This is a genomic window from Sinorhizobium sp. 8-89 (genome assembly GCF_030124325.1).
Taxonomy (GTDB): Bacteria; Pseudomonadota; Alphaproteobacteria; order Rhizobiales; family Rhizobiaceae; genus Sinorhizobium.
This window is the reverse complement of record NZ_JASKLR010000018.1, coordinates 74,561-100,542: the sequence shown is the minus strand read 5'-3', so window position 1 is coordinate 100,542 and position 25,982 is coordinate 74,561. Positions and strand designations below refer to the sequence as shown.

At 59.7% G+C, this 25,982-nt stretch carries 36 protein-coding genes, 1 tRNA gene and 1 pseudogene; 22 read left to right on the top strand and 16 right to left on the bottom strand.

The features are described from left to right. Window positions 1–6: 6 nt before the first annotated feature. Window positions 7–459: a hypothetical protein gene (locus QN219_RS25500; RefSeq protein ID WP_284002902.1), complete on the top strand. Its 453-nt coding sequence runs from the start codon at window positions 7–9 to the stop codon at window positions 457–459. Between the two features lie 3 nt (window positions 460–462). Here QN219_RS25500 and QN219_RS25495 read toward each other — a convergent pair whose 3' ends face one another. Beyond that, window positions 463–636, bottom strand: coding sequence for a hypothetical protein (locus tag QN219_RS25495; RefSeq protein WP_284002900.1), 174 nt, complete (start codon window positions 634–636; stop codon window positions 463–465). Window positions 637–711: 75 nt separating this feature from the next. Here QN219_RS25495 and QN219_RS25490 point away from each other — a divergent pair, with 75 nt between their 5' ends. The 4 genes from QN219_RS25490 to QN219_RS25475 all read left to right on the top strand — a co-directional run bounded on the left by QN219_RS25490 (window position 712) and on the right by QN219_RS25475 (window position 2,414). Continuing rightward, window positions 712–1,410: a peptidoglycan recognition family protein gene (locus tag QN219_RS25490; protein ID WP_284002898.1), complete on the top strand. Its 699-nt coding sequence runs from the start codon at window positions 712–714 to the stop codon at window positions 1,408–1,410. Between the two features lie 27 nt (window positions 1,411–1,437). Then, entirely contained in the window at window positions 1,438–1,764 is a 327-nt protein-coding gene (locus tag QN219_RS25485; RefSeq protein ID WP_284002896.1) for a cell wall anchor protein, read from the top strand. Window positions 1,765–1,776: 12 nt separating this feature from the next. After that, complete coding sequence (locus tag QN219_RS25480; protein WP_284002894.1) at window positions 1,777–1,947, top strand: hypothetical protein; 171 nt, start codon at window positions 1,777–1,779, stop codon at window positions 1,945–1,947. A gap of 95 nt (window positions 1,948–2,042) precedes the next feature. Then, complete coding sequence (locus QN219_RS25475) at window positions 2,043–2,414, top strand: hypothetical protein (protein WP_284002893.1); 372 nt, start codon at window positions 2,043–2,045, stop codon at window positions 2,412–2,414. Window positions 2,415–2,577: 163 nt separating this feature from the next. Here QN219_RS25475 and QN219_RS25470 read toward each other — a convergent pair whose 3' ends face one another. After that, complete coding sequence (locus QN219_RS25470; protein ID WP_284002891.1) at window positions 2,578–2,814, bottom strand: hypothetical protein; 237 nt, start codon at window positions 2,812–2,814, stop codon at window positions 2,578–2,580. Window positions 2,815–2,917: 103 nt separating this feature from the next. Here QN219_RS25470 and QN219_RS25465 point away from each other — a divergent pair, with 103 nt between their 5' ends. Then, window positions 2,918–3,091, top strand: coding sequence for a DUF3606 domain-containing protein (locus QN219_RS25465; protein ID WP_284002890.1), 174 nt, complete (start codon window positions 2,918–2,920; stop codon window positions 3,089–3,091). Between the two features lie 131 nt (window positions 3,092–3,222). On the opposite strand, the gene QN219_RS25460 is transcribed toward QN219_RS25465, so the two are convergent. Beyond that, window positions 3,223–3,549 carry a hypothetical protein gene (locus QN219_RS25460; protein WP_284002889.1) on the bottom strand — a complete coding sequence of 109 codons (327 nt, stop codon included), beginning with the start codon at window positions 3,547–3,549 and terminating at the stop codon, window positions 3,223–3,225. Between the two features lie 144 nt (window positions 3,550–3,693). Between QN219_RS25460 and ligD the strand changes: the two genes are divergently transcribed. Both ligD and QN219_RS25450 read left to right on the top strand, forming a co-directional pair. Continuing rightward, on the top strand, window positions 3,694–4,659 hold the full coding sequence (gene ligD, locus QN219_RS25455) for a non-homologous end-joining DNA ligase (RefSeq protein WP_284002888.1): 966 nt from the start codon (window positions 3,694–3,696) through the stop codon (window positions 4,657–4,659). 140 nt (window positions 4,660–4,799) lie between these two features. Continuing rightward, window positions 4,800–4,967 (top strand): hypothetical protein, encoded by a 168-nt coding sequence (locus tag QN219_RS25450; RefSeq protein ID WP_284002887.1) that lies wholly within the window; start codon window positions 4,800–4,802, stop codon window positions 4,965–4,967. A 329-nt stretch (window positions 4,968–5,296) separates the two neighbouring features. Here QN219_RS25450 and QN219_RS25445 read toward each other — a convergent pair whose 3' ends face one another. The 8 genes and pseudogenes from QN219_RS25445 to QN219_RS25410 all read right to left on the bottom strand — a co-directional run bounded on the left by QN219_RS25445 (window position 5,297) and on the right by QN219_RS25410 (window position 8,658). Beyond that, window positions 5,297–5,500 carry a hypothetical protein gene (locus tag QN219_RS25445; protein WP_284002885.1) on the bottom strand — a complete coding sequence of 68 codons (204 nt, stop codon included), beginning with the start codon at window positions 5,498–5,500 and terminating at the stop codon, window positions 5,297–5,299. A gap of 265 nt (window positions 5,501–5,765) precedes the next feature. Further along, window positions 5,766–6,028: pseudogene (locus tag QN219_RS25440) on the bottom strand (hypothetical protein). Window positions 6,029–6,289: 261 nt separating this feature from the next. After that, on the bottom strand, window positions 6,290–6,580 hold the full coding sequence (locus QN219_RS25435; RefSeq protein ID WP_284002884.1) for a hypothetical protein: 291 nt from the start codon (window positions 6,578–6,580) through the stop codon (window positions 6,290–6,292). A 368-nt stretch (window positions 6,581–6,948) separates the two neighbouring features. After that, complete coding sequence (locus tag QN219_RS25430; protein WP_284002883.1) at window positions 6,949–7,296, bottom strand: hypothetical protein; 348 nt, start codon at window positions 7,294–7,296, stop codon at window positions 6,949–6,951. A 43-nt stretch (window positions 7,297–7,339) separates the two neighbouring features. Beyond that, a complete protein-coding gene (locus QN219_RS25425) occupies window positions 7,340–7,645 on the bottom strand; it encodes a hypothetical protein (protein ID WP_284002881.1) in 306 nt (101 codons plus the stop codon). Next, window positions 7,636–8,103, bottom strand: a complete 468-nt coding sequence (locus tag QN219_RS25420; RefSeq protein WP_284002879.1) for a hypothetical protein — start codon at window positions 8,101–8,103, stop codon at window positions 7,636–7,638. Before QN219_RS25420 ends, QN219_RS25425 begins: the two co-directional genes overlap by 10 nt. Then, the gene (locus QN219_RS25415) at window positions 8,100–8,324 is read right to left on the bottom strand and encodes a hypothetical protein (protein ID WP_284002878.1); all 225 of its coding nucleotides are present in this window, start codon (window positions 8,322–8,324) and stop codon (window positions 8,100–8,102) included. The genes QN219_RS25420 and QN219_RS25415 overlap by 4 nt, the downstream gene beginning before the upstream one ends. A gap of 49 nt (window positions 8,325–8,373) precedes the next feature. Beyond that, on the bottom strand, window positions 8,374–8,658 hold the full coding sequence (locus tag QN219_RS25410) for a hypothetical protein (RefSeq protein ID WP_284002877.1): 285 nt from the start codon (window positions 8,656–8,658) through the stop codon (window positions 8,374–8,376). Between the two features lie 298 nt (window positions 8,659–8,956). Between QN219_RS25410 and QN219_RS25405 the strand changes: the two genes are divergently transcribed. After that, window positions 8,957–9,445, top strand: coding sequence for a hypothetical protein (locus tag QN219_RS25405; RefSeq protein ID WP_284002875.1), 489 nt, complete (start codon window positions 8,957–8,959; stop codon window positions 9,443–9,445). Window positions 9,446–9,455: 10 nt separating this feature from the next. Here the strand turns inward: QN219_RS25405 and QN219_RS25400 are convergent, their stop codons facing one another. Beyond that, window positions 9,456–9,701, bottom strand: coding sequence for a helix-turn-helix transcriptional regulator (locus tag QN219_RS25400; protein ID WP_284002873.1), 246 nt, complete (start codon window positions 9,699–9,701; stop codon window positions 9,456–9,458). A gap of 128 nt (window positions 9,702–9,829) precedes the next feature. Here QN219_RS25400 and QN219_RS25395 point away from each other — a divergent pair, with 128 nt between their 5' ends. From QN219_RS25395 to QN219_RS25385, 3 genes are all read left to right on the top strand, one after another. Beyond that, complete coding sequence (locus QN219_RS25395; RefSeq protein WP_284002872.1) at window positions 9,830–10,138, top strand: hypothetical protein; 309 nt, start codon at window positions 9,830–9,832, stop codon at window positions 10,136–10,138. Further along, entirely contained in the window at window positions 10,135–10,371 is a 237-nt protein-coding gene (locus tag QN219_RS25390) for a hypothetical protein (protein WP_284002871.1), read from the top strand. The genes QN219_RS25395 and QN219_RS25390 overlap by 4 nt, the downstream gene beginning before the upstream one ends. Before the next feature lie 189 nt (window positions 10,372–10,560). Then, window positions 10,561–10,812: a DUF6074 family protein gene (locus tag QN219_RS25385; protein ID WP_284002870.1), complete on the top strand. Its 252-nt coding sequence runs from the start codon at window positions 10,561–10,563 to the stop codon at window positions 10,810–10,812. Between the two features lie 215 nt (window positions 10,813–11,027). Here QN219_RS25385 and QN219_RS25380 read toward each other — a convergent pair. Further along, window positions 11,028–11,103: transfer RNA gene (locus tag QN219_RS25380), tRNA-Thr, on the bottom strand. A gap of 75 nt (window positions 11,104–11,178) precedes the next feature. Beyond that, the gene (locus QN219_RS25375; protein WP_284002869.1) at window positions 11,179–12,189 is read right to left on the bottom strand and encodes a nitronate monooxygenase family protein; all 1,011 of its coding nucleotides are present in this window, start codon (window positions 12,187–12,189) and stop codon (window positions 11,179–11,181) included. A gap of 400 nt (window positions 12,190–12,589) precedes the next feature. Here QN219_RS25375 and QN219_RS25370 point away from each other — a divergent pair, with 400 nt between their 5' ends. After that, on the top strand, window positions 12,590–13,747 hold the full coding sequence (locus QN219_RS25370; RefSeq protein WP_284002868.1) for a biotin transporter BioY: 1,158 nt from the start codon (window positions 12,590–12,592) through the stop codon (window positions 13,745–13,747). A 21-nt stretch (window positions 13,748–13,768) separates the two neighbouring features. Here QN219_RS25370 and ppk2 read toward each other — a convergent pair whose 3' ends face one another. Continuing rightward, window positions 13,769–14,671 carry a polyphosphate kinase 2 gene (gene ppk2 / locus QN219_RS25365; RefSeq protein ID WP_284002867.1) on the bottom strand — a complete coding sequence of 301 codons (903 nt, stop codon included), beginning with the start codon at window positions 14,669–14,671 and terminating at the stop codon, window positions 13,769–13,771. Window positions 14,672–14,808: 137 nt separating this feature from the next. Between ppk2 and phoR the strand changes: the two genes are divergently transcribed. The 7 genes from phoR (at window position 14,809) to phoB (ending at window position 22,531) form a co-directional block, all read left to right on the top strand. Then, the gene (gene phoR, locus QN219_RS25360) at window positions 14,809–16,068 is read left to right on the top strand and encodes a phosphate regulon sensor histidine kinase PhoR (protein WP_284002866.1); all 1,260 of its coding nucleotides are present in this window, start codon (window positions 14,809–14,811) and stop codon (window positions 16,066–16,068) included. 194 nt (window positions 16,069–16,262) lie between these two features. Beyond that, window positions 16,263–17,300, top strand: a complete 1,038-nt coding sequence (locus QN219_RS25355; protein ID WP_284002865.1) for a substrate-binding domain-containing protein — start codon at window positions 16,263–16,265, stop codon at window positions 17,298–17,300. Between the two features lie 64 nt (window positions 17,301–17,364). Beyond that, window positions 17,365–18,735 carry a phosphate ABC transporter permease subunit PstC gene (gene pstC, locus QN219_RS25350; protein WP_284002864.1) on the top strand — a complete coding sequence of 457 codons (1,371 nt, stop codon included), beginning with the start codon at window positions 17,365–17,367 and terminating at the stop codon, window positions 18,733–18,735. Window positions 18,736–18,749: 14 nt separating this feature from the next. Beyond that, window positions 18,750–20,033: a phosphate ABC transporter permease PstA gene (pstA, locus tag QN219_RS25345; RefSeq protein ID WP_405052262.1), complete on the top strand. Its 1,284-nt coding sequence runs from the start codon at window positions 18,750–18,752 to the stop codon at window positions 20,031–20,033. A gap of 12 nt (window positions 20,034–20,045) precedes the next feature. Beyond that, window positions 20,046–20,861, top strand: a complete 816-nt coding sequence (gene pstB / locus QN219_RS25340; RefSeq protein WP_280660240.1) for a phosphate ABC transporter ATP-binding protein PstB — start codon at window positions 20,046–20,048, stop codon at window positions 20,859–20,861. A 67-nt stretch (window positions 20,862–20,928) separates the two neighbouring features. Then, a complete protein-coding gene (phoU, locus tag QN219_RS25335) occupies window positions 20,929–21,642 on the top strand; it encodes a phosphate signaling complex protein PhoU (protein WP_284002863.1) in 714 nt (237 codons plus the stop codon). A gap of 205 nt (window positions 21,643–21,847) precedes the next feature. Further along, window positions 21,848–22,531 carry a phosphate regulon transcriptional regulator PhoB gene (gene phoB, locus QN219_RS25330; RefSeq protein ID WP_034797168.1) on the top strand — a complete coding sequence of 228 codons (684 nt, stop codon included), beginning with the start codon at window positions 21,848–21,850 and terminating at the stop codon, window positions 22,529–22,531. Between the two features lie 83 nt (window positions 22,532–22,614). Here phoB and QN219_RS25325 read toward each other — a convergent pair whose 3' ends face one another. Then, window positions 22,615–23,133, bottom strand: a complete 519-nt coding sequence (locus QN219_RS25325; RefSeq protein WP_284002862.1) for a GcrA family cell cycle regulator — start codon at window positions 23,131–23,133, stop codon at window positions 22,615–22,617. Between the two features lie 415 nt (window positions 23,134–23,548). Here QN219_RS25325 and QN219_RS25320 point away from each other — a divergent pair, with 415 nt between their 5' ends. Both QN219_RS25320 and argF read left to right on the top strand, forming a co-directional pair. After that, complete coding sequence (locus QN219_RS25320) at window positions 23,549–24,748, top strand: aspartate aminotransferase family protein (RefSeq protein ID WP_284002861.1); 1,200 nt, start codon at window positions 23,549–23,551, stop codon at window positions 24,746–24,748. A 33-nt stretch (window positions 24,749–24,781) separates the two neighbouring features. Further along, entirely contained in the window at window positions 24,782–25,699 is a 918-nt protein-coding gene (gene argF, locus QN219_RS25315) for an ornithine carbamoyltransferase (RefSeq protein ID WP_284002860.1), read from the top strand. The last annotated feature ends 283 nt before the right edge of the window (window positions 25,700–25,982 follow it).

Genomic DNA, 25,982 nt, shown 5'->3' with positions numbered 1-25,982 from the left:
TCCGACATGTCGCTTTCGGTCTACAACTACGATCCGAACACCCTTGAATACATTGGCGCCTCGGAGGCGGACGAGAGCCCGTTGGAACCGGGGGTATATCTTATCCCGGCTTATGCGACGGAGACCGCGCCGCCGGCAGATGTCCCTGGGTATATCTTCAAGTGGATCGACGGTGAATGGATGGCAGAGGAGATCCCGAAGTTGCCGCCCGTCCATATGCCCGCCCTTTCTTCTCGCCAAATCCGCCTCGGGCTTGTCAGCAGCGGTTTCACTTTGGCGCAGGTCAGCGCAATCATTGAGGCCATGCCCGACGGCGCTGACAAGGAAACCGCCCGGATCGAGTGGGAATATGCAACCACCTTCAACCGGACACACCCGCTTATCGGAAGCGTTGGCGTGGCGCTCGGTCTGACTGACGAGCAGATCGATACGATGTGGACTGCGGCACTTAGCCTTTGAGGCTTACTTGATCGCCCAATCGTTCAAGCCTCGGTCCAATTCATCCGGCGTCATCTCACGGGATTCCCACCGGCCATCGCGCCAGCGGCGCCAGTAGAATCGCCCGTCGTCTACGGCCTCGTGCCATGCCGTCAGGGCAAGCACCCGCATCACAAATTCTCTGACTGAATTCAGCATTGCCCCGTACTCCCTCTGTTGCGGATGTATCGCAACCAGAGGGCGAAATACAACTTAATTTTAGCAAGGTGAAACATGAATAAGACCGTGCAGTCTCTGCAGCGGCGCTTGATCGCGCTCGGATTCCCGCTGCCGGAACATGGAGCGGATGGAGATCCTGGCGGCGAGACGATCACCGCCATGAATTCGGCGCTGAATGAGTTGGAAGCGTTGAGAGGCGAGAAACCGCCACCGCCAAAGCCGGAACCGTCCGCCTCGATCGTCCCAGCCGACTGGATGCCGCCGGCAAAGGTGGACCGGATCATCTGCCACTGGACGGCTGGTGCGCACAAGGCGAGCGAGTTTGACCGGAGCCATTACCACATCCTCATTGAGGGCGACGGCAAGCTGGTCCGCGGCATCCCTTCGATCAAGCTCAACGAGGCGCCGGCAAGGAAGGGCTATGCGGTGCACACGCTCAACTGCAACTCCGGCTCCATCGGCGTCTCACTGTGCTGCATGGGCGGATCTCATGAGCAGCCCTTCAATCCTGGCAAGTATCCGGTGACGCGGAAGCAATGGGACGCGCTGACGAGCGCCGTCGCCGACCTTTGCCGGTGCTACGGCATCAAGATCACCGATAAGACTGTGCTCTCGCATGCGGAGGTCCAGAACAATCTGGGCATTCAACAAAGGGGCAAGTGGGATTTCACCCGGCTTGCTTTCGACCCGTCGATCGTTGGCGCGAAGGCCTGCGGCGACAAACTGCGCGCGGAAGCCTCCGCGAAACTCTGACCTTTCCCAACATCGAAGGAAACGATCATGCGTTCACTGATCATCGCATCAGCGGCGTCGGCATGCCTTATGCTGTCGTCCTGCACCACTACCGGCTCGATCGACTCGGCAATTCAGAAGAACCTGCCGCAGGTTTGCTCGGCCGCGGCAACCGCGCACTCTGCATTCCTCATTGTCGCAAGCACCGGCAACATCAAGCAACGCACCATCGCCAAAGAGGCCGCCGCCTGGTCGGCGCTCGACGTCGTCTGCAAGGACCCAGGCAGCGTCACAGCCGCGACGGCGCTCGTGAAGGCCGCCGAGGCCTATGCAGCAATCACGCTCGCTCTGCGCGAAGCCAAGGCGGCGGAATAAGGAGAGACCATCATGCAGAACATATCGAAAGCCATCGCCGCCGCAGCCGGTGGCGCTCTGACCGGAACGGCCGGAATCCCCTTCATGCCGGATGACACGCCCTGGTACGGATACTTAGCGCTCTATGCGCTCACGATCGGACTGCCGGCGCTGCTCACCTACTTCGCGCCGAAGAACACCTAAACAACAGAACACGCCGGCCCTCATCCTCGGGGGCCGGTTTCTTCTTCCGTGGCATTGCATACGAGGGACAGGGATTGACCAACGGGACAGATGATATGGCAAACGTCCGCGCACCAGCCTGGAAATGGGAGTGGAACCTAAACACCGTCGTTATCCTGCTGGGCTTTGCCGGAGGGCTCATAGCATGGGGCGCGACATGGGAGCGGTTGAGTGCGAACCAAGATTCTCACGCTCAAAGCATAGACCGGCTCGACAAGAGAATGACCGCGGTGGAGGCATCCATCCGGCAGATCGACAATCACGAGCTGCGGCTATCTGGGGTCGAGAAGCAAGCAGCCGAGGCGGCGACGTCGATGCGGGCGGTGGAGAGCACATTGAACGCTCTCGCAGCCGACATGCGGGTGACCCGGGAGATATTGCAGAGGATCGAGGCAAGCCAGCGCGACGGTGCTCAACTGCGCCGCTGAGCAATAGGCCCTTTGATCTAGCTCCCTCCGGGAGTACAATAGTTGTGAGCGACGTCGAAGCGGTTCCCTTGGATGGAACAGGGCGAGTAAGCCCCAGCTACATAATTGATACGTCGCGACCGGAGCTGCAGGGACTGACACCTCTGCAGCTCTATTTGTGTTGTTACGCCATTTCGCGGTCTTGAGGAGATGGACCGCCGTCGTCGCCGCCATCATCGTCACCCGGCCACCACCCCTTCCAATCATCACCGAGCGCCTCTTTCGCCTGCTGACCATCAAGCCGGGTCATGAGCCGTTGGAGTAGCTGGTGCTCCGTGATGCCGCTCTCCGGCGGCAGGTATGCGGCGATGTCCCTCTGGCAATCCCAGATCAGCTTTTTCATTTTGAGCGCATCGGCCATGATCGCCTCCTCGGCAGGTCAACACCTAACATGGCGTAAGGGTTCCGGCCCTTGCCGCCGGCTGCTCGGCCCCTATCCTTCATGGTTGAACATGGAGGAACGCATGGCAGATAATCCGAAGAAGAAAGGTCGCGACCGTGAGCTCGTTTCCGAGCAGGAGCACGAGGTAGCATACCTCATGAGGACGTCGAAGGTGACACGGCAGAAGGCTCTCGAAGCAATCCGTGAAGCCGGGCCGAACCGAAAGAAGGTGATGGACTATCTTCAGAGCAAGTAGAAGGCATCGAAAAAGTGAGTGCCCGCACCAGGGGGACGGGGGGCGGGCACTCTGATCAGGTTCGGGGACCTAGTGCCGCAGAATTGCGCGGCGCCACTAGCAACGCATCTCGTGGCACATTGTTCCCGGTCCTATTGTCTGGTCCGCATCCATTCCTCATTGTCGAGCATGCACTGCAGGTCCTCCGGTACCATGCCCGGCCATTCGCACCTCAGGATGGCCTCGTAGCATGCCTCGGCTTCGAGCGCCGCGGCCCTGGCGGAATCGGCTTGGCCGTTCGGCCGCTTCCATCGGCTCGCGTTTTTCGCCCAATTCCAGCACATGTACCAGTTCCACCAGCCGAGATGATGCCAGTGAATGGACGCAATATGTCGGCTGCCGTCGTAGCCGGAAAAGTGTTTCGGGGCATCCGGCCAGGTCTGCCGCCATTTGTATTTCGGTTTGGGGGGATCGGGCATGCGTTAATCCTCCTCGGGTGAGGTTGTCGATTCCCGCATGTCGTGCAAGGCGCGTCCGCATCGCGCCGGATCGCGTTCTTAATATGTTCTCATAATCCAAATAGTCAATGCGACCATTTCGATGATCTGTGCGTTAATGAGCGCATGGCCAGATCCTCCTCGAAAAAGCTACCCGACCATCCGATGCCGGCGCGCATCGAACCGTGCTTGGCTACCCTGGTCGAGAAGCCGCCGAAGGGGCAGGACTGGGCCTACGAGGTGAAGTGGGACGGCTACCGTCTGGCCGTGCACATCGAAACCGGGCGGGTGCGGATACTGACGCGCGGCGGCTATGACTGGACCGAAAGATTTCCCTCGATCGCTGACGACGCGCGCCGGCTCGCCTTGAAAACGGCCATCCTGGACGGAGAGGCTGTTGTGCTCAACGATCACGGCCGTTCCGATTTCGGCATGCTGCAGAGGGCTCTCGGCCGGCTGCCTTCCGCGATCGAGGCCGGCGCCATCGTCTTCTACGCCTTCGATCTCCTCTACCTCGACGGCCGTGATCTGCGCCGCCTGCCGCTGCACGAGCGCCGGCGGCTGCTGGAGCCGCTTGTTGCCGATCGTGAAGGCGCCGTTCGCCTTTCAGAGGAAGTGCAAGCGGACGGGGAAGAGTTCTATCGGGTTGCCTGCGCGCACGGCCTCGAAGGCATCATCGCCAAGCACATCGACAAGCCATACCGCAGCGGCCGCGGCGAGTGGTGGCAGAAGATCACCTGCAAGCGTCGTGACAGTTTTGTCATCGTTGGCTTCGAGCCGTCGACCGTGCCAGGCCATGTCGGTCGACTGCTGCTGGCGGCGCGGAAGGGAGCCGATCTCGTCTACGTCGGCGGTTGCGGTACTGGCTGGTCAAACGAGCTGTCACGCGAGCTGCGGAAGGTGCTTGAGGGAATGGTGACGGAAACGGCGGCCGTGTCGCTCCGTCGAAAGGCCGCAGTCTTCGTCGAGCCGTTCCTTATCGCCGAGGTCGAATATCGCGCCTGGACCGATGACGGAAAACTGCGGCACCCGTCGTTCAAGGGTATCCGCGAGCAGGCTGATGATGCGAGCGTTTATGAATTACAGGCGTGATTGTTCCGCTGTGCCTATTCCGCCGCGCGTTCGCGTGAGTTCATGCGCGTTGCCAAAGACGCAGACCAGCAGGAGCGATCGGCGGCGTGACGACCGATAGTATTAGAGACCTCTAAATCTATCTGTGGTACACTTCCGACATGCGCGACCTGCTGCTCTATATTGTTGTGCTGGGCTGCCTTGTGGCGGTCGATTGGATCACCATCGAAGGGAAGTACAGCCGCGCGGTATGGCAAGTAGTGAGCGAGCAATCTGAATCCGTCCGGTATCAGGTGGAATACTTGGTTGATGACATCGCCAAGCTTTAGGGCCGGCCCAGAGCAGGTTGAGTTAGGATGGAAGCGATTTCCGCGGTTCCCCTGCCATGTATCGGGAAATCATCGAAACCCTCTCCAACTGCCCTCTAGACGAAAAAGAGCGGCATCCTTCGAGGGGTCGGGACACCGCTCCCTGCAGCGATTGTCGCGCTGTAGGCGACGTTATAAAAACGCGGATCTCCTAGGTTAGTTTCCCGGTCGCAAACAAAAAGGCCGGGGTAAACCCGACCTTCCTGCAGCCATTGCCAGTACATCAGTGGTCAATGCGAATACGTATCCCTTAGCCGCCGATCGTGACGACAACGTCACGCCCACTTGGCCTAAAGGTCGTTGACCCTTTCAAGCAGGTCGACCGGGTTCCTGACGCCATTCTGATACAGCGCGATCAGCCTCCTTGCGAGCGCATCAGCATCCGGCGTGTCGCACTTCATATTCGTTCTGGCGAGCTCGCTCTCGAACAAGCGTTGCAGGAGATTGAGGTCAGCCGGTCGGATGACACAGTCAAAGTCGCGAAAAGGATACATGACGCGGCCTCCATGGTTGGGGCGAAAGCGTTACGTATCTTCCGGCCAACGGCGCCCTTGCTGATAGCCGCTGATGGGAGAGAGCATGCGCCTCAAATGAGGCACCGGCAAGGGACGAAGGTCCTACTAGGAGGTGAGTCCTCCGGCCTCCCGTTCAGGTTCGCCTCTACCCAATCACTGAACCGAAGGCAGAGCATAGCGCAACCAAAAAGGCCGCGGTAACCCGACCTTCCTGCAGCCATTGCCATACGTCCCTAGTCAACCGTCAATGTACAGTGTGAATCGACTGCTCAAGAAAGCTGCGGATGCCGTCGCGCCGGACAGTGGGAGAAACTCCTGGAAGGCATCACGATCAGTATCGAACTGATCATCCCAGACGGTCGAGTATCCCTCTTGATCAATGACCTTTAGCGTCCAATCTGCGTTGGTTCCGGCTGGGCGGTATATGCTGATAACCACCATCACGCCGTCATCGACAAATTCGCCGCAGAATTCAGAAAACTCGTAGTGCTGCTCGCTTTCAGGCATGGACATTCATAACATGTTCCGTGTGCGAACACGATTGCTGGCTTTGCCACCGCACCCGTGGCCTTGGGCTCCTCTGGCCACGAAAAAGCCCCGCGCGACGGCGGGGCAAATCCCACATCCAGTTGCCTTCATTGAATGCGGGGACGCAGCCGAAGAGAATCAGCTACGCAGAGACGCTATCTACGCTTTCACCAGAGAGGAAGTCCGATTCCGCGTTTCCGCTACGCCTCTTCAAAAAACACGGGGCAGCGTAAACGCATTTCATTCCTTGCCATCAAGCAGAATCTTCAACGTCCTGATCACATCGGCGGCATCGATGAGGGCGTCTCTAATTTCGCCGGAGGATAGGCGGTCCGCCCGGGCGGCCGCCACCTGAAGATCAATCACAACATCCTTAGCTCGCTTGCTGCCTGGTATGCCGGTCTCCTCGCGCATGTCGCGTATCGTGGCGATCGATCGGTTCAGGAGCCGCTTTACCTCGAACAGGGTCAGCCTGTTCGCTTCGTTCGCAGCTCTGACCAGTTCGGCAATGAATTGAGTCGTAAGGCTCATGGGTCATCAGTGACGAGGGGGCTTCAGTGGCAAGGTCAACAACGGACCATTGCGGACGGCAAACTGTCTCCTGACTTGGCGGGAGGCCGTTCCATCGAAAAGAGACCGTGGAAGCGGGCTATTAATGCCCCATTTGCACGGGGCGGCAGGATCAGCGCTCAGGTCCTTATGTCGTACAGCTTTGATCGGCAAGACGTACTCAGGCTTTCGGAGGCCCATTTCTGGATTTGCCAGCCATGTCAAAACCACCAGGATCTCACCCCTCAATTCGATCGCATCAAGGGCGCACAGCTTGTCCGCCGCCATAGCGTGGACTGCCTGCTCGTGGAACGTGAATGCACTTAGCTTGACCTCATCTGCATGGGACGTCATTTCGTTCGCGCCTTCCTCGCTGCTTTGTTTCGCTGCTTGTTCTGATTCAGAATTCTCTCCCTTAGCTTCTCGGTGTCGTCGTCCGTCCAAGCTCTGATTGGAGCGGGCTGAGGTTCGTAAGGGGAAACGTCATAGCGAACTCTGGGTTTGGGCTTTGCAGCCTCAAGAATCACCTCGATATCTGATGGTAGCAGGAACATTGCCTTCCCAATTACCCGGCAGGCGCCGAGGGCTCTTGCCCTCTCTCGCAACGTTCTTTCCGAAACCTGGATGCCAGCAGCCTGCAGCTTCGCAACTGCTGCGGCTGGCGTCAGCGCCCCGTCGAGCGTGTTAATTTCTGTCATCCCTATTCCTGCGCTCGTTATCGGACTTCACCCGTTCCGGAAGTCACTTCTTCTTTTTCGCCGCTGCTTCCTTTTCCTTCTTCATGCGTGCCCGCAGCCGCAAAAGCTCCGCATAGTCGCCTCTCGGGTGGTAGTCAGGTTTAGGCTTCGGCTTCGATGCCTCTAGAATTATCTCGATGTCGGCGGGCAACAGAAACATACGATTGCCAATAATACGGCACGCGCCCAGCTCACGTGCCATTTGACGCAGCTTGCGGGGGGAAACGCCGAAGTGACGTGCGACTTCTTCCGGAGTACGCCCCTCGGGTAACGCGACAAGAGCTTCTTCGGTATTTCCGTCTAAAAACATGGATACTTATCCCGGTGCGAACGCTGGTCACGCATCGCTTTTGCTCCCGCTCTAGTCAACCATACTTCGTCCGGGTGGCCGTGGCGGTCTGTTTCTGAGCTTGCCTCGATGAACCCCCGCTCTTGGAGTTTCTTCTGCGTGTGGGTGCCGAAATCCTTCAACATGTACCAGTCCACTCTGACCTCGGCGCCGCGCTCAACTAGGTAGTCCATCGCCTTGCTCTCTCTCCAATTCAGTGGAGGCTGAATTGGCTCTGGCGGAATATCTGCCCAAGGAATGTCCCACCGCGTATCCAGCTCCGGCTCTGGCTCTGGTAAGGGTGCGACAGCTGCTGGCGATCCTGGGGACATCCGGATCGTGTATCCTTCTGCCTCAACCTCAACAGTGATGTTGTTCCGCTTAACGACAGCAGCCAAGCGGTTGAGATCCGCTTGTTTAATCGGCGCTCTCTTCGTCATTTTCCCTCAATGCTCTTATTCAGTTCGACTTCGAGTGCCAGGCAAATATCGATTTTCGGGTACACCAGCTTCCCGCCGCGGCCTCGGAAACCGCGGATAACTCCCGAGCGCTTCCACTTGTTCAAGATTTGCGCGCTCAGCCACTCGTATCGCTCCAGCAACACGTCGTGCTCAATCATGTCGTCGATCGTAAAGGGTTGTCGAGGGGGAATAGTCGCCATCTTGCCTCCGCGGCGGATGCATGGCGAGACAGTTCCCAATGCGGATCGGCTATGTCAAGGGCCGTCTATGTCTGTCCCTGGGTTTGTCCAACTCCTTGATTGCCCGGCATAGCTCCCAAGCGAGTTCCTTTCTCATTCTCAGCCGCGCCACGACGTCAGCCTTCTTCTGTCCTTCGCCGTCCTGCGTCAGCGCGGCGAACGAAAGCCGAACTATCCCCTCCTCATCAGCGAGCTCGGTGAAAAGATCCACGAGCAAAGGTGGCGAACCGTTGTCGATGATTACGACCACGTCTTCAGGGCCGGAGCCAATGCGTATCTTCCCGACACTTGGCATCATCAACCTCCATCCGATCGAAGGTTGAAATCATAAGTGATATCGCTTATACCTCAATAAGCGATATCGCTTATGCGCCAGCGGAGGGCGGTTTGACTCACTTTCCGATATCGAATAATCCTCGCCGCATGGGGCGGCCTCCACTGAAAGTGAAACCTATTCTTGTGCGGCTGCCAGAGGGCATGCCGGAGCGGATAGATGCGCTCGTTGGCAAGAATAAGCGGGCTGAATTCATCCGCCAAGCCGTCGAATCTGAGCTTGAACGGCGCGAGCGCGCAAAGGCGGACGACTAAGCAAGATGGCAAAGTTGGAGGGATTATTCCCTGGCCCGTTCGCCGGTCCTGAAATGAGGAAAAAGTACGCCGCGGCGGTGGGCGAGTTCCTAGTGCATTTCAACGCCCTCGAAAACGCAGTCCGGCGCACCATAGAAATCATTTTGGCGCAGCATCATAGGGAAGACCTGCTCCCCGACCTCCGTAACGACTATTACGTGAAGCAGATTACGAATCTGCAGCTTCTCAGCCTCTCAATTCAAGGCTTCCCAGAACTTCCTTATGATCGGCTAATCGCCATCAATGGCCGTCGCAATACGGTCGCTCACGGTCATTTTGATCAAGACCTCTTTAGCGAAGCCTACAATGTCGTCGGGCGGGGCAAGCGCGTTGATGTATCACTCGATGAGATTAAAAGTAACACCGATGAGGCAATTGATCTCCTGCATGAGATAGAGGGGGCTTGGGCTTTCCTGTGGTTCGATGACCTGGACGCGCAGGAAGCCGCCAAGTAGCCCGTCTCGCTCAATCGAGCTTCTTCCCCACAAGCCGCACGCCTGGTTGGCCGTGGTTCAAGAATTCGATCCCTTCCTGTTCAAGGACCCGCTGAACGTTCTGCACGTTCTGAGCCCGCCCCGCTATCTGCCCGGCGCCGGCCGCTTCCATATTGCGGATGGTGTTTACGTTCACCCCCGCTTTCTCGGCCACATCCTTTTGCTCTAGTCCTGCTAGAGCCCGCGCCGCCTTGAGCTGATTCCCCGTCGCAAGCATCTGAATTTCCTCTCCAAAACTGGATAACTAGGTATCAGAACTAGATAGGTGTTGACAAGGCCTAGATCCTGAGTATGGTTACTACACATAGTTACCTAGTTCCTAAACCTAAGTATGAGGGATAGATAATGCCGAACGTACCAGTTCAGGCAGCCGCCGAAGGCTTGCCGAAGAATTTCACTACTCAGGCTCAACGGCTTAGGAGCATTTACAGCGAGGCGGAGTTCGGCCTGCTGAGCAGGGATCTAATTGCTGTTTCCGACAAGCTCAGCGAGGCGTCGGACTTCTGCGAGGCCATCTTCATGGCGGCAGGCACAGTCGATGACAAAGAGGAAGGAGCGGTTTTCCAGCGTCTCGCCATGGCTGCGAAAAGCCTCGTTCGGAATGCCAGGTCGATCGTCGAAGGCGTCAGGGGAATTCCGGAGGCGCGGCAATGAGCCAGATCACTCGCAGATCCATTCTTGGCGGCATTGCCGCAACTGCAGCACCGCTGCCGGCTATTGCCGCTCCTGCGCCTGTCCTGAGCCCGCGGGAGCGTATGCAGGCAGCGCTAGAGGAATTGAAGGCGGCGGCATTTGAGGCCAATCCGGGGATTAAGAAATGGCAATGTCATTGGGACCCCGATGATAAGGACTGCTTGCATTTGATGATCCTGGCCTTCAACAATTGAGATCAGTTCGCCAACTTGGCGATCTGAAAGCGCCCGCTGCGGAAACGTGGCGGGCTTTTTTCGTTTCTGTTTAACCGGCGCTCATGTTGCGTCGCATGTCGCGTGGATTCGCCGTTCAATCTTTGTGAAGGACTGGCGGCGATTGTGGTCCTATCCTCAGGCGATTCGCCTAGCAATGATGGAGACAGCATGGCGGTTCTGCAGTTCCCGGCCAATCGGCGCATGGGCGATGTCAAACGATGCGCAGAAGCCCTCCAGAGGCTCCATGGAGAGCAAGCAAACCGTTTCTGGCGGTCTGAGATGACCGACTTTGCCGCGGCGCTCAGAAGGTCGGGCGTTGTCGAGGAAGAGATATCACGCCAAGCCAGCCTGTTCATGCACGCGGTACAGATGGAGCTGCAGGTGGCGTTCGCCATCGAAGAGAACAACGCATCCGCTTAACCTGATCCGGCGTCACTGGAGAATTTGCCCGGACGCGCAGAAGGAATGCCCGTTGCTCGTCGCGGCATTCAAGCCAATCAAGTCGGAAAGCTAATATGCCACACTGGCCCGTCCCGAGAGGCGGGCTTTTTTGCTTCTGTTACCCGGAACGTTACCCCGATCAGCCGTCGAGGGCGGGTTAAGAAGGTCGAAGCTTGCTAAGTGTTTGAAAAGAATGGTGCCGCTTACGTGACTCGAACACGTGACCCCATCATTACGAATGATGTGCTCTACCGACTGAGCTAAAGCGGCCCTGATGGTTCCGCGGATGGCCGCGGAACGAAGTGTGAGGCGCTGATAAACGCAAAGCGCCAAGATTTCAAGCCATCAGTTTCGAGAACTTGAAAATTCCTTGGCCGGATGAACATCGCGACGGACGCCGAGCCCGAGCCGGGTTCGTGCCGCGGCATATTCCCGTTCCAGCCGGTCGATGAGCTCAGCCACCGTGCCGATCTCGCGGACGGCGCCGATGCCTTGGCCGCAGCCCCAGATGTCCTTCCAGGCCTTGGCGCCTTCGGCGGCGCTGCCGAAGTCCATCTTCGACGGATCCGCTTCCGGCAGCTTGTCGGGATCCATGCCGGCTGCGCTGATCGAGGGCTTGAGATAATTGCCGTGAATGCCGGTGAAATAGTTGGAATAAACGATGTCGGCGGCGCTGCTGTCGACGATCATCTGCTTGTAGGCATCACTGGCGCGCGCCTCTTCGGTGGCGATGAAGGAGGAGCCGATATAGGCCATGTCCGCGCCCATTGCCTGCGCGGCGAGGATGGCGCCGCCGGTGGCGATTGCGCCGGAAAGCAGGAGCGGTCCGTCGAACCATGCGCGGATCTCCTGGATGAGCGCGAAAGGCGAGAGCGTTCCGGCATGGCCGCCGGCCCCGGCCGCCACCGCGATCAGGCCGTCGGCGCCCTTGCGGATTGCCGAATTGGCGTGGCGATTGTTGATGACGTCATGGAGCACGATGCCGCCATAGGAATGGATCGCTGCGTTCACTTCCGGCACCGCGCCGAGCGACGAGATGACGATCGGCACCTTGTATTTGACGCAGAGCATCAGGTCCTGCTCGAGCCTGGCATTCGACTTGTGGACGATCTGATTGACCGCGAATGGCGCCGCCGGCCGGTCGGGGTGCTTGGCATCGTGGTCGGCGAGCGTCTCGGTGATTTCCGCAAGCCACTCATCCAGTTGCGCTTGCGGGCGCGCATTGAGGGCGGGAAAGGAGCCGATGACGCCGGCTTTGCACTGCGCGATCGTCAGTCGGGGATGCGAGACGATGAAGAGCGGCGCGCCGACCACCGGCAGTCTCGTTGTTCCGGAAAGAATTGGCGGCAAAGGCATCAGGCTTCTCCATCCCTCATTGCTTTGACGTTTGCGTAAACGTCAAAATAGATAGCAGCAATCCGATGGACTTGCAAAGAGACGCATTTTACCCGTCAATCCGGTCCTCGCTCGGTTTTCCCCGCGGAAGTCCCCGGCGGTCTTACGGCCGGACTTGCAGATTCCGAAAGCAACGGTTACCCAATCGTTAATAAAACCAATGTCGTGGATCGGGAAGGGAACCATTCTCTCCTCCCAAGGGTGGGAATGCCCGCTTGGCCACGCCGCGCCGCTGCAGCGTCGCGTGTCTCGTTAGACGCGCAAAAGGTCGCTGTGGTGCTTTGAATTGCTGCATGTTTCCTTAAATCGGAACGATCTAAGGAAACATGCAGCAGGGCTTCGTTGTGCAGAAGGATTTGATGTGAGCGGACTCGAAACTGCGATCAGGAATGCACTGGAACGTTCCGACCGGACCAATGCGGAAATCCGCGCACGCATCTATCAGTCGGCCCGTCAGGCGCTGGAAAACGGACTGAAGAAGCAGCAGATCGAAGACCCGGATCTGATTGCGAAACAACGCCACCGGCTCGAAGCGGTCATTCATGCGATCGAGACCGAAGAACGCGCTGCGTTGCGGCGTGCCGCTGCACCACCGGTCGTCAGCCTCGGTGAAGCAGGCGAGCGGGCAGCGCCGAATGCGGCGGCTGCGGACCTTTCCGTTTCTGCCCGGCGAGAGCCGGCTCTCGGCGGACAAGGACGTGCGGCGCAAGGCGAGAGCGACCTCGGCGCCCTGCGCGCTGATCGCGACGACTCGCTCGCCTCGGGTCGGCCCGTCGCTACACCAGCATCTCCATCGTCGGGTGGCAAGGTCGCACCCGCCGCACCTGACTTGGGCGCTGCCGACAAGCGCCCCCGCAAGCGCCGGCGCGGGCGCTTGCTTTCCTTCGCCATGGTCCTGGCAACGCTCGCGGCGGCAGCCGGCGCTGCTGTCTGGTGGATCCAGACCAACGACCTGCTGAAGTCTCCGGCCGAGCGCGACACCAATGTCGCCAATCCGCCTGCCACGGTGGAATCGGAAGATTTCGAAGGCGCCGCACGGCTTCAGAACCTCGGCGCACAGGAAGGCTTCTCCGGCGATTGGGTCGAGGTTTTCACAGCGGCGAACGCCGCCGCGATCAAGCCGGGCGTGCGCGCCACCGTCGAGCCTTTGAACGACGAGGGCGGAGAGCGCGTGCGCGTGACGTCGGCAGTCGCCGGCAAGGATGGAGATCTCGTCTTCGAAATTCCCGCCGATATCCTTGAGCAGCTCTCGGGCAAATCATCGACACTGGCGCTCACGGTCCAGGCCGCGCCCGGCAAGACCGCGGAATTTTCCGTCGAATGCGACTTCTCTTCGCTCGGCGCCTGCGGCCGCCACCGGTTCACCGTTCATGACGAACGCCTCGACATGCTTTTCAAGGTTTCGTTCGAGCAGAGCCCTGCGCCAAGCAGCCCGGGCAGGCTCGTGCTCAATAGCGACGTCAGCGGAGCGGGCAACAGCCTGGATATTTTTGCGATCCGCGTGCTGCCGGGTCAGTGATGCGGTCAACCGCTTCGCGGATCATTTCAGGAATCCCGGTCCGGAACCGACGATCTTGTCGTCGATCTCGCCGATGGCCGCCTTGTCCTTGCCGTCGTAGTCCAGGTTCTTGAGCATGTGGCGGATCAGGTTGATCCGGGCTCGGCGCTTGTCGTTGCCGCGGATGACAGTCCAGGACGCATGGTCGGTGTGCGTCTCCTTGAGCATCCGGTCGCGCTTTTCGGTATAGTCATCCCACTTGTTCAGTGCCGCGATGTCCATCGGCGACAGCTTCCAGATTTTCAACGGATCATGCCGGCGGTCATGGAAGCGCTTCAATTGCATCTCCCGGCCGATATTGAGCCAGAACTTGAAGAGCTGGATGCCCTCGTCGGCAATCATCTTCTCGAAGCGGGGCGCCTGTTTGAGAAAATGCTCGTATTGCTCGGGCGTGCAGAAACCCATGACCGGTTCGACGCCGGCGCGGTTGTACCAGGAGCGATCGAAGAGTACGAATTCGCCAGCGGTCGGAAAGGTCGCCACGTAGCGCTGGAAATACCATTGGCCGCGTTCGGTCTCGGTCGGCTTGGTAAGCGCGACGATGCGAGCGGAACGAGGATTCATATAGGCCATTGTCGCGTGGATGGCGCCGCCCTTGCCGGCCGCGTCGCGCCCTTCGAAAACGGCCATCACGCGCTTGCCGGTAGCCTGCATCCAGAACTGGACCTTGACGAGTTCGATCTGAAGTTTCGTCAGCGTTTCTTCGTACTCGTCCTCGTCGAGCTTCTTCTTGTAGGGGTAATCGTCGGAGGAAAAGGCCTCGTCATCGATCCATTTCGGCAATTCAGGAATGTCGATATCGAAGATGCGGGACTTGCCGCCGATCCGCAGTTCGACCGCCCGGCTCTCCGGTTCGGACTGGGCTGCCGCCGTTTCTGCCGCCATCTGCTTTGCCTCCCGCTGACGCTCGATTTCTCTGAAAGAGGCCATAATTGCGTTGCGGATTCAAGCATGTCGTGAAAATCATGTCATGAACCAGCGCTATCTCTCTGCCTTCGCGGTGCGTGATCAGGAGGGCGCAATTGAGTCATGAGGATGTTGTGTTGGACAATGCAAGGGTGCTCTGGCGGGCCCTGCTGCCGAAGCTGAAGGCGGAACGGTGGGTTCTCGGCCTTTCGGTCTTGCTGGCCGTTCTCGCTACGCTCGCCGGTATTCATATCCTTGCCGTATTGCCGTTCTGGATCGTGCTTGCCGCGGCGCTGCTCAATCGCAGCGTGCCGTCCGTGCAGCCGGCTCCGGTAACCGCTGTTGCGACCGAAAAGGGAGGAGACCCGCTGGTCCCGGCGTTGAATGCGCTCGACATGCCCGTGCTCGTCGTTGCGGCGGATGAAACCGTGCTCTTTCAGAACGTTGCTGCCGAAAAGGCGTTCGGCAGCATTCCCCCGAATACCGACCTTTCCGCACGCGTCCGTTCACCCGGCATTCTCGATATGGTTCGCGAGACCATCGCCACCGGCAAGATCAATCAGATCGAACACACCGAGAGGCTACCGTCGGATACTGTCTATGTCGTCAGGGTCGCACCCGCCGAGATTGAAGCCGATGCTTCGAACCGGCGCATCTTCCTGCTGACCTATCGCGACATTTCGCAAGTGCGCCGTATCGACCGGATGCGCTCCGATTTCGTCGCCAATGCCAGCCATGAACTGCGCACGCCACTCGCATCGCTGCGCGGCTTCATCGAAACGCTGCAGGGTCCGGCGCGCAACGACCTGAAGGCACAGGAGAGATTCTTCGGCATCATGCACGAGCAGGTCACCCGCATGAGCCGTCTCGTCGATGACCTCCTGTCGCTCTCCAGGCTCGAACTAAAGTCACATCTTGCTCCCGAGGACATGGTCGACCTGGCGCCGCTGCTCGGGCATGTGCGCGACAGCCTGCTGCCGCTCGCAACCGAGCTTGACGTCACGATCTCGCTCGATGTTCCTGATGCGCCGGTTTTCGTCCCGGGAGATCGCGACGAATTGATCGAGGTCTTCGAGAACCTGATCGAGAACGCGTGCAAGTATGGACAGGAAGGCAAGAAGGTGGATGTCCGGCTGACCGGAGACCAGGGCAAGCAGGCCGAGGTGACTGTCGAGGATTACGGGCGAGGCATTCCGGCCGAGCACGTACCGCGAATTACCGAACGTTTTTATCGCGTTAACGTGGAGGCGAGCCGCTCCAAAAAAGGCACCGGCCTGGGGCTCGCCATCGTCAAGCATATCCTCACGCGCCACCGTGCCCGTCTCCTAATTCATTCGGAGGTCGGGAAGGGTACGATCTTCACGGTCCGCTTCTGACACAAAACGTCGCCGGCGCATCGCGGATGTCGAAATTACGAAGCTTCTTCAATGACATAGACTGTCATAAATGTTTCACCGAATTGACATAAAAGGTGTGACCATCGGCGGCTAACTAGGGGCGGCCGATCATACGGCGAAGAGAGCGCTGGAATTGAAGCGCACCAACACAAGCCCATTCCGGGAGAACATCTATGAAAGCTCTTAAACTCACTGTAGCGGCGCTGGTCGCCTCCGCCGCGTTCGCGGGCGCCGCAGCGGCTCGCGACCAGATCAAGCTCGTCGGTTCCTCGACTGTGTTCCCCTATTCGCAGGCTGTGGCCGAAGAGTTCGCCAACAAGTCCGGCAAGACAGCTCCGGTCGTCGAGTCCACCGGTACCGGCGGCGGCTTCAAGGCCTTCTGCGGCGGCGTAGGCGAAGATTTCGCTGACGTCACCGGCGCGTCGCGCGCCATCAAGGAATCCGAAGTGAAGCTCTGCGCCGACAACGGCGTGAACGACATCACCGAAGCGATGATCGGTTATGACGGCCTCTCGATCGCTGTTTCGCGCGCCAACGAAACCGACTGGAATCTCACCGAAGAACAAATCTTCAAGGCTCTTGCAGCCGAGCTTCCGGACGGCAAGGGTGGCTTCGTCGCCAACCCGAACAAGAAGTGGTCGGACATCGACGCTTCGCTTCCGGACACCAACATCGTTGCCTTCGGCCCGCCGCCGACCTCCGGCACGCGTGACGCCTTCGTCGAACTCGTCATGCACGACGGCTGCAAGGGCCTGCCGGGCATGGCCGACCTGAAGAAGGCCGATGAAAAGAAGTGGACCGAAGTCTGCTCGCGCATGCGCCAGGACGGTCCGTTCGTCGAAGCCGGCGAAAACGACAACCTGATCGTGCAGCGCCTTGAATCCGACCCGAACTCGGTCGGCATCTTCGGCTACTCGTTCCTCTACGAAAACTCCGACAAGCTGAAGGCCATCAAGGTCAACAATGTTGAAGTTAACTTCGACACGATCGCTGATGGATCCTACCCGGTCGCTCGCCCGCTCTTTGTCTACATCAAGAACGCTCACCGCGACGTCATTCCGGGCATGAAGGAGTTCCTGGAAGAGTTCGTCTCCGACGCGGCTCTCGGACCGGATGGCTACCTGGCAGAGCGCGGCCTGACGCCGCTCGACGACGCCAAGCGCGGCGAAGTCCAGAAGGCTGTTTCCGAAGCCAAGAAGCTCGGATCGTAACTCAGGCATTGGGGCTGGCTGCCGCCTGTGGTAGGCAGCCCCACCTTTTGATCTGGGGGCCACGATGTCCGGATATTTGTTAGCCATTTTGGCGCTTGCGGCGCTTGTTATGCACTTTGTCGGCTCTGCGCGCGCACGCGCGACGCAAAACGGAGCTTCTGAAAAAACCCATTCGCGACCGATCTACCACGGTCTGAATGCCGCCATCTGGACCGGTGTGCCTGCCTTCATCTTCCTTTTGCTGTGGCTGGCCGGGCAGAACAGCGTCATCAATCAACTGGTTGTCGCCAGTTTTCCTGGCTCGGAAAGCCTCGACGCGACCACTCGTTCTCTTATTATGAGCGAAGTCCGCCAGGTCGCGGCCGGGAATATCTTCAAGGAACCGACCCCCGAAATCCAGGCTGCCGTTACGCATCTGAAGTCGCTTCAGCAGATTTCGGCCATTGCGATGGTCGCTGTCATCGCAGCCCTGATGGCGATCGGTGCCTTCCTCGGCTACAAGGTCATCGGCAACCGCTTCCGGGCACGCCATAGCGTCGAGCGTTCCGTCACCTACTTCATGATGTTCTCGTCGCTCGTCGCGATCGTGACGACCCTCGGCATCATCGCCTCGCTTGTCTTCGAGGCGCTCCAGTTCTTTGCGAAGGTGCCGATCACCGAATTCCTGTTCGGGTTGCGCTGGGAGCCGCAGATTGCCATCCGCGCGGACCAGGTGGCGGGGCAGGGCGCATTCGGCGTCATTCCGGTTCTCTTCGGCACCTTCGTGATCTCGCTCATCTCGATGATCGTCGCCGTTCCGACCGGAATCCTTTCGGCGATCTATCTGACGGAATATGCCGACAAGCGTTTCCGCGCGGTGATCAAGCCGCTGCTCGAAATCCTGGCAGGCGTTCCAACCGTCGTGTACGGCTTCTTCGCCGTTCTCACTGTGGCGCCTGCCGTGCGCAGCCTCGGCATCAGCCTCGGGATCGAATCCTCTCCGAACAGCGCTCTGGCGGCCGGGGCGGTGATGGGCGTCATGATCATCCCGTTCATCTCCTCGCTTTCCGACGATGCTCTCGCGGCCGTGCCGACGGCGATGCGCGAGGGTTCTTTTGCTCTCGGCGCCACGAAGGGTGAAACCATCCGGAAGGTTCTGCTTCCGGCGGCATTGCCCGGCATCGTCGGCGGCGTATTGCTAGCGCTCAGCCGCGCCGTCGGGGAAACGATGATCGTCGTGATGGCCGCGGGCCTGATCGCGAAGATGACGGTGAACCCGTTCGACGCGGTTACGACAGTGACCGTGCAGATCGTCACGCTTCTCATCGGCGACTCCGAATTCGACAATCCGAAGACACTGGCGGCGTTCGCGCTGGGTCTGATCCTCTTCATCGTGACGCTCATCCTGAACCTCATCGCTCTGCGCACCGTGCGGAAGTACCGGGAGAAATATTGATGTCCAGCGCAGCACTGACCGACACCGTCTCAGCGGCCGGCGTGGACTGGCACTCCGACGAGATGAAAGCCCGACGGAGGGCCCGGTACGCCTCCGACCGACGGCTGCAGATCTATGGCATCATCGCAATTACGTTCGCGCTGGGCTTCCTCGCAATTCTCGTCGGCTCGCTTACCTTCACGGGCTACACGGCCTTCACGCAGACCGTCGCGACCATCGAAATCGATCTGTCGACGGCAAAAGTAGATCCGGCGAACATTGGCGAGGCCGACTGGCGCGGCATCGTCCGTGGCGCATTGCGGGCACAGGTGCCTGAGATGCGCAGAAGCGATGAACGCAAGTTCTTCGAAATGTTCACCTCGTCGGCACCATTCCTCGTACGCGATGCCGTCGTTGACGACCCCGGCCGGTTGACCGGCAAGAGCAGCTTCACCATTCCGATGGCCGATCCCGTCGATCAGTTGGCCAAGGGCGCGATCAGCCGCGACATCCCGGAGAACCAACGCCGCATCAATGACAAGCAGATCGGCATGTACGATCAGTTGGTCGCCAATGGCGTGATCTCGAAGCCGTTCAACTGGGGTCTATTCTTCAATGCCGACAGCCGCTTCCCGGAGCTTGCGGGTCTGGCGGGTGCGATCTCTGGCTCGTTCTGGTCGCTGCTGGTGTGCTTCGTGATCAGCTTCCCGATCGGGATCGCCGCTGCGATCTATCTCGAAGAGTTCGCGCCGAAGAACAGGTTCACTGACCTCATTGAGGTGAACATCAACAACCTGGCCGCCGTGCCCTCCGTGGTGTTCGGTCTGCTCGGCCTTGCGGTTTTCCTCGGATGGCTAGGCTTGCCCCGCTCCGCTCCGCTCGTCGGTGGCTTCGTTCTCGCGTTGATGACGCTGCCGACGCTTATCATCGTGACCCGCGTATCACTGAAGTCGGTACCGTCCTCGATCCGCGAGGCCGCGCTCGGCGTGGGTGCGTCGAAGCACGAGGCGATCTTCCACCACATCCTGCCGCTTGCGATGCCGACCGTCATGACCGGCAGCATCATCTCGCTGGCAAGAGCGCTCGGCGAAACCGCACCGCTGCTGCTGATCGGCATGAACGCCTTCATCACCAGCCCGCCCGAGGGCGTCTTCGCTGCATCCACCGCACTACCGACACAGATCTACATCTGGGCCGATAGCCCCGAACGCGGCTTCGTTTCCCGAACCTCCGCTGCAATCCTGGTTCTTCTGGCATTCCTCGTGCTGATGAACGGGATCGCGATATTTCTCAGGCAGCGCTTCGAGCGCCGCTGGTAGGGAGAAACAGAGATGAATATTATGTCCGAAGCAGCAGTTGAAAAGGCGCTGGATCAGAAGATGAGCGATGCAAACTTCAAGATGGTCGGAAAGGACGTATCCGTCTACTACGGCGAGAAGCGCGCTCTCTTCGACGTGAACCTGAATGTTCGCAAGAATACCGTGACGGCGCTGATCGGTCCCTCGGGCTGCGGCAAGTCGACTTTCCTGCGCACGCTCAACCGCATGAACGACACCATCGAAGGCTGCCGCGTAACCGGCAAGATCACGCTCGACCAGTCGGACATCTACGATCCGAGCGTGGACGTGGTCGAACTCAGGGCTCGCGTCGGCATGGTGTTCCAGAAGCCGAACCCATTCCCGAAATCGATCTACGAGAACATCGCCTACGGCCCGCGCATCCATGGTCTGTCGCGTAACAAGTCCGACCTGGATCAGATCGTCGAGAACAGCCTGGTGAAGGCTGGCTTGTGGAACGAAGTCAAGGATCGGCTGCTAGAGCCGGGCACCGGCCTCTCCGGCGGCCAGCAGCAGCGCCTCTGCATCGCGCGTGCCGTTGCGGTCAGCCCCGAAGTGATCCTGATGGACGAGCCCTGCTCGGCGCTCGATCCGATCGCCACCGCGAAGGTCGAGGAGCTCATTCACGAGCTGCGCGCGAATTTCACGATCGTCATCGTGACCCATTCGATGCAGCAGGCTGCGCGTGTTTCGCAACGCACCGCCATGTTCCACCTCGGCAATCTCGTCGAGGAGAACGACACCGACAAGATGTTCACCAATCCGGATGATCAGCGCACGCAGGACTATATTATGGGTCGGTTCGGCTAAAGCGACTTCCAACCCTTACGATTGATGAAGGTCCGTCCAGACCAGCGCGCGCCTTGAGGAAACGAAAATGACTCATGCACACATAACGTCCGCCTTCGACGAGGAGTTGAAATATCTCACGCGCCGGATCTCCGAGATGGGCGGGCTTGCCGAGCAGATGGTGGCGGACTCTGTCCGGGCGCTGGTGAACTCGGATCTGGCCTTGGCGCAGAAGGTGATTTCCGACGACGCGATCCTCGATGACGCCGAGCGTCAGATCGGCGAGAAGGCGATCGTCACCATCGCCAAGCGTCAGCCGATGGCGTCGGATCTCCGCGAGATCATGGGGTCGATCCGGATCGCCGCCGATTTGGAGCGCGTCGGCGACCTCGGCAAGAATACCGCCAAACGGGTGATCGCGGTCGCCGGATCCGGCATTCCGCGCAAGCTTGCGCGTGGCCTGGAGCATCTTGCGGAGTTGGCTTTGGTCCAGCTCAAGGAAGTGCTCGACGTCTTTGCGTCCCGTTCGCCGGAAAAGGCGAACAGCATCCGCGAGCGCGATGAAGAGATCGACGCGATCTACACGTCGCTTTTCCGCGAACTGCTGACCTATATGATGGAAGATCCGCGCAACATCACACCGTGCACGCATCTTCTCTTCTGCGCCAAGAACATCGAGCGTATCGGCGACCATGCGACCAACATCGCCGAAACGATCTATTACATGGCGACGGGTGCTCAGCTGCAAGGCGAACGGCCGAAGGACGACACGACGTCGACGCTGGGCTCCGTGACGGACTAGAGCGATTCCATGAAGACGGTTTTTCGTCCGGAGTTGCGTCGTTCAGAGAGTCAGATCGTTTCACTGTTTCAATGAAACGATCTAGGGCGCCCGATACCGCATGCCGAGGTGCATGCGTTAATCTTGTCCCGGTCGCGATTATTCGCGGCCCGTATTGTGCCGCGGTGGCATGATGGCACCCGCGCGTGGGAAGGAGCATGACCGAATGTTGCCGAAGATCGCTGTTGTCGAGGACGAGGAGGCGCTGAGCGTCCTCCTGCGCTACAATCTCGAGGCCGAAGGATTCGACGTCGATACGATCCTGCGTGGAGACGAGGCTGAAATCCGCCTTCAGGAGCGGTTGCCCGATCTATTGATCCTCGACTGGATGCTGCCCGGCGTGTCCGGCATCGAACTTTGCCGCCGGCTGCGGCAGAGGCCGGAAACGGAGCGCCTGCCGATCATCATGCTGACCGCGCGCGGCGAGGAAAGCGAGCGGGTTCGCGGTCTCGCCACCGGCGCGGACGACTATGTCGTAAAGCCGTTCTCTACGCCGGAACTGATGGCGAGGGTGAAGGCGATGCTGCGGCGCGCCAAGCCCGAGGTACTTTCGACGCTCTTGCGCTGCGGCGACATCGAACTCGATCGCGAGACGCACCGCGTCCACAGGCGCAGCCGCGAGGTTCGGCTCGGACCGACGGAGTTCCGGCTCCTGGAGTTCCTGATGTCCTCACCGGGGCGCGTATTCTCCCGTTCACAGCTTCTCGACGGCGTGTGGGGCCATGACATCTATGTCGACGAGCGCACCGTGGACGTGCATGTCGGCCGTCTGCGCAAGGCGCTGAACTTTTCGAACATGCCCGATGTCATTCGCACCGTGCGCGGTGCCGGCTATTCACTTGAAAGCTGAACGCGCCGCTGTTGTCCGCGTTCTGCAGACATAAAAAAGAGGCCCTTGGGCCCCTTTTTTTCATTTGCGTTCGCAAGAACCGATCAGCGCATCCGCCGGCGCTCGCCGGAAGGCTGATAGGCGAGCCGCGTGTGATAGCTGCAATAGGGCGACGATTCCGGCGAGTCATTGCCGCAGAAATGGAACTCTTCCTTCAAAGGGTCGCCGATCGGCCACTTGCAGGTACGCTCGTTGAGCTCCGTCAGGCCGAGGCGGCGGGACATCGGAACGACGACGTTCGGTGCGAGTTCGAGGTCCTGATCCGCGACGAGATCGACTTCGATCTCTTCCTTGAGCACGGTGGCACCAGCGGTGCGGGTGACGGTGCGGGTTGTGACACGCGCGGCGTAATTCGGCGCGCGGGGAGCAGAAGTGGTGCGCTTGGGGCGTGCGGCAGCAGTGGTGCCCCCGGCCTTGGCCCGCCCCGGAAGGCTCAGCCGGTGAACCTTGCCGATAACGGCATTGCGGCTGACGCCACCCAGTTGTGCCGCGATCTGGCTGGCGCTCAGGCCTTCCGACCACAGCTTCTTCAGTTTCTCCACCCGCTCGTCAGTCCAGTTCATTCTGCACTCTCCGTTCTCGGCGTTGGATGGCAGAATCCATCACCATGCTCCGGAAAAACTCCGGAGCTGCAACGCGATAACTCTTTTGGTGACTAGGTCCGCCGCATGCGTCTAGTAATTGAATATTAACCTACTGGCAGGGTGACTCCGTGGCAAGAGTCGCAGGAATCGCGCCGAATCGATTTTGGGGTTTTCCCCAACTTGCTCGCTGGCCGTTGCATTTTTGCAAGCCCTCGCCGGACGTTTTTTCGCACGTCGGAATCCGCGCCTTCAGGGCCGTTGCAAGCCTTGGTTTTGTTGACATTGCGGTGCGAAATAGGAATAGTGCCTGCGCCGCCGAAAGGCGGCATTTTTGATTTTTATCGGACGCGATCAGCCGATATCGATGCCAACAGGACGGAAGGAGAAGTTCGCCATGGCCGCAACAACGCCGCTCTACGACACCTATATGCGCGCGCCGTTGCGTTTCGAGCGAGGCGAGGGCGTCTGGCTTGTTGCCGAAGACGGCTCGCGCTATCTCGATTTTGCCGCCGGGGTCGCCGTGAACTCGCTTGGCCATGCCCATCCGCACCTCGTCGAAGCGCTGAAGGCGCAGGCGGACAAGGTCTGGCATCTTTCCAATCTCTACGAGGTTCCCGGGCAGGAAAGCCTGGCCCGCCGGCTGACGGCCGTGACCTTCGCGGACCGCGTGTTCTTCACCAATTCGGGTGCGGAGGCGCTCGAATGCGCGATCAAGACTGCGCGCCGCTATCATTTCGCCAAAGGGCATCCGGAAAAGTTCCATATCATCACCTTCGAAGGTGCCTTCCATGGCCGCACGATCGCGACGATCGCGGCCGGCGGCCAACAGAAATACATCGAGGGTTTCGGGCCAAAGGCGCCAGGCTTCTATCAGGTTCCTTTCGGCGACCTCGCTGCGGTCAAGGATGCGATCAATGACGAGACGGCGGCGATCCTGATCGAACCGATCCAGGGCGAGGGCGGCATTCGCCTGGCCAGCAAGGAGTTTCTGCAGGAGCTGCGGGCGCTTTGCGACGAGTTCGGCCTGCTGCTGATCCTCGACGAGGTTCAGTGCGGCGTCGGTCGGACCGGCAAGCTCTTCGCCCATGAATGGGCCGGCATCCGGCCCGACATCATGGCGGTCGCCAAAGGCATCGGCGGCGGCTTTCCGCTGGGCGCCTGCCTTGCGACCGAAGAGGCGGCCGCTGGCATGGTCACGGGCACGCACGGCTCGACCTATGGCGGCAATCCGCTGGCAATGGCAGTCGGCAACGCAGTCCTCGACGTTGTTCTCGCCGAGGGTTTCCTGGACCAGGTGCGCGACGTCGCTCTCGTTTTCCGGCAGGGGCTTGCGTCGCTCAAGGACCGCTATCCGGATGTGATCGAGGAAATCCGCGGGGACGGACTTATGCTCGGTATCAAGGCAAAGGTGCCCTCGGCCGATCTGTTGAAAGCAATCCGTGCGGAGAAGCTGCTTGTTGTTCCGGCCGGCGAAAACGTGCTGCGCCTGTTGCCGCCGTTGATCACCACTGCCGCCGAAGCCCGAGAAGGGCTCGCAAGGCTTGAGCGTGCCGCCGAAGCGGTCAGAAGCAACAGCGGCAATGCGGCGGCCTGAACGGCCTGACTTTCACGACAGGAATTTTGAGTGATGACCGGTACCAGACACTTTCTCGATCTTTCGGCGATGACAGCTGCCGACTTGAGGACGATCATTGACGACGCCCGCGTTCGCAAGACGGCGACCAAAGCCGGCACCGCTGAACGGCCGCTTGCCGGCAAGATGCTCGCGATGATTTTCGAGAAGCCCTCCACCCGCACGCGCATCTCCTTTGACGTCGGCATGCGCCAGCTCGGTGGCGAGACGCTGTTTCTTTCCGGAACCGAAATGCAGCTTGGCCGAGCCGAGACGATCGGCGATACGGCAAAGGTTCTTTCGCGCTACGTCGACGCCATCATGATCCGCACGACAAATCATCGCCGGCTGTTGGAACTCGCCGAACACGCCACGGTGCCGGTGATCAATGGATTGACCGATGATACGCATCCCTGCCAGATCATGGCAGACATCATGACGTTCGAGGAGCATCGCGGGCCCGTCAAGGGCAAGACGATCGCCTGGGCGGGCGATGGCAACAACGTGCTCCATTCGCTGATCGAAGGCTCGGCGCGTTTCGGATATCGCATGAACATGGCGGTGCCGCTCGGTTCCGAGCCGCAAGACAAGTTCCTCAACTGGGCGCGCAGCCATGGCGGTGAGATCCTGCTTTGCCACGAGGCCGAGGAGGCCGTCGCGGGAGCCAATTGCGTCGTCACCGACACGTGGGTATCGATGAACCAGGAGCACCGCGCCCGCGGCCACAATGTTTTCCAGCCCTACCAGGTCAATGGGGCATTGATGAAGCACGCCGCGCCGGACGCACTGTTCATGCACTGCCTGCCGGCGCACCGCGGCGAAGAGGTGACGGACGAGGTTATCGACGGCCCACAATCGGTTGTCTTCGACGAGGCGGAGAACCGGTTGCATGCACAGAAATCGATCCTTGCCTGGTGCATGGGCATCGTCTGACGAGCGCGGTGCCGGTCTTTTGACGGCATTCCGCCCTGATCCGAAGACCCGGTCGTTTTGGGTGGTCCTGGAATGGCCGGCGCGGGACCGTCGGAGACCGGAAGCCTGTGGAACCGGGGTGCCTATTGAATTTGCCGAGCTGAAACACAATTTAGGCGGCATGAGGCCGGCTCCGGTCATGCTGCCGGATAGTGGCCGCCAATCAGTCATTGTGCATTGTGAGCGCGTGCCGCGCACCGTCGGAATGCACGTGCCTTCTGGACAAAATCCGATCGCGACAGGG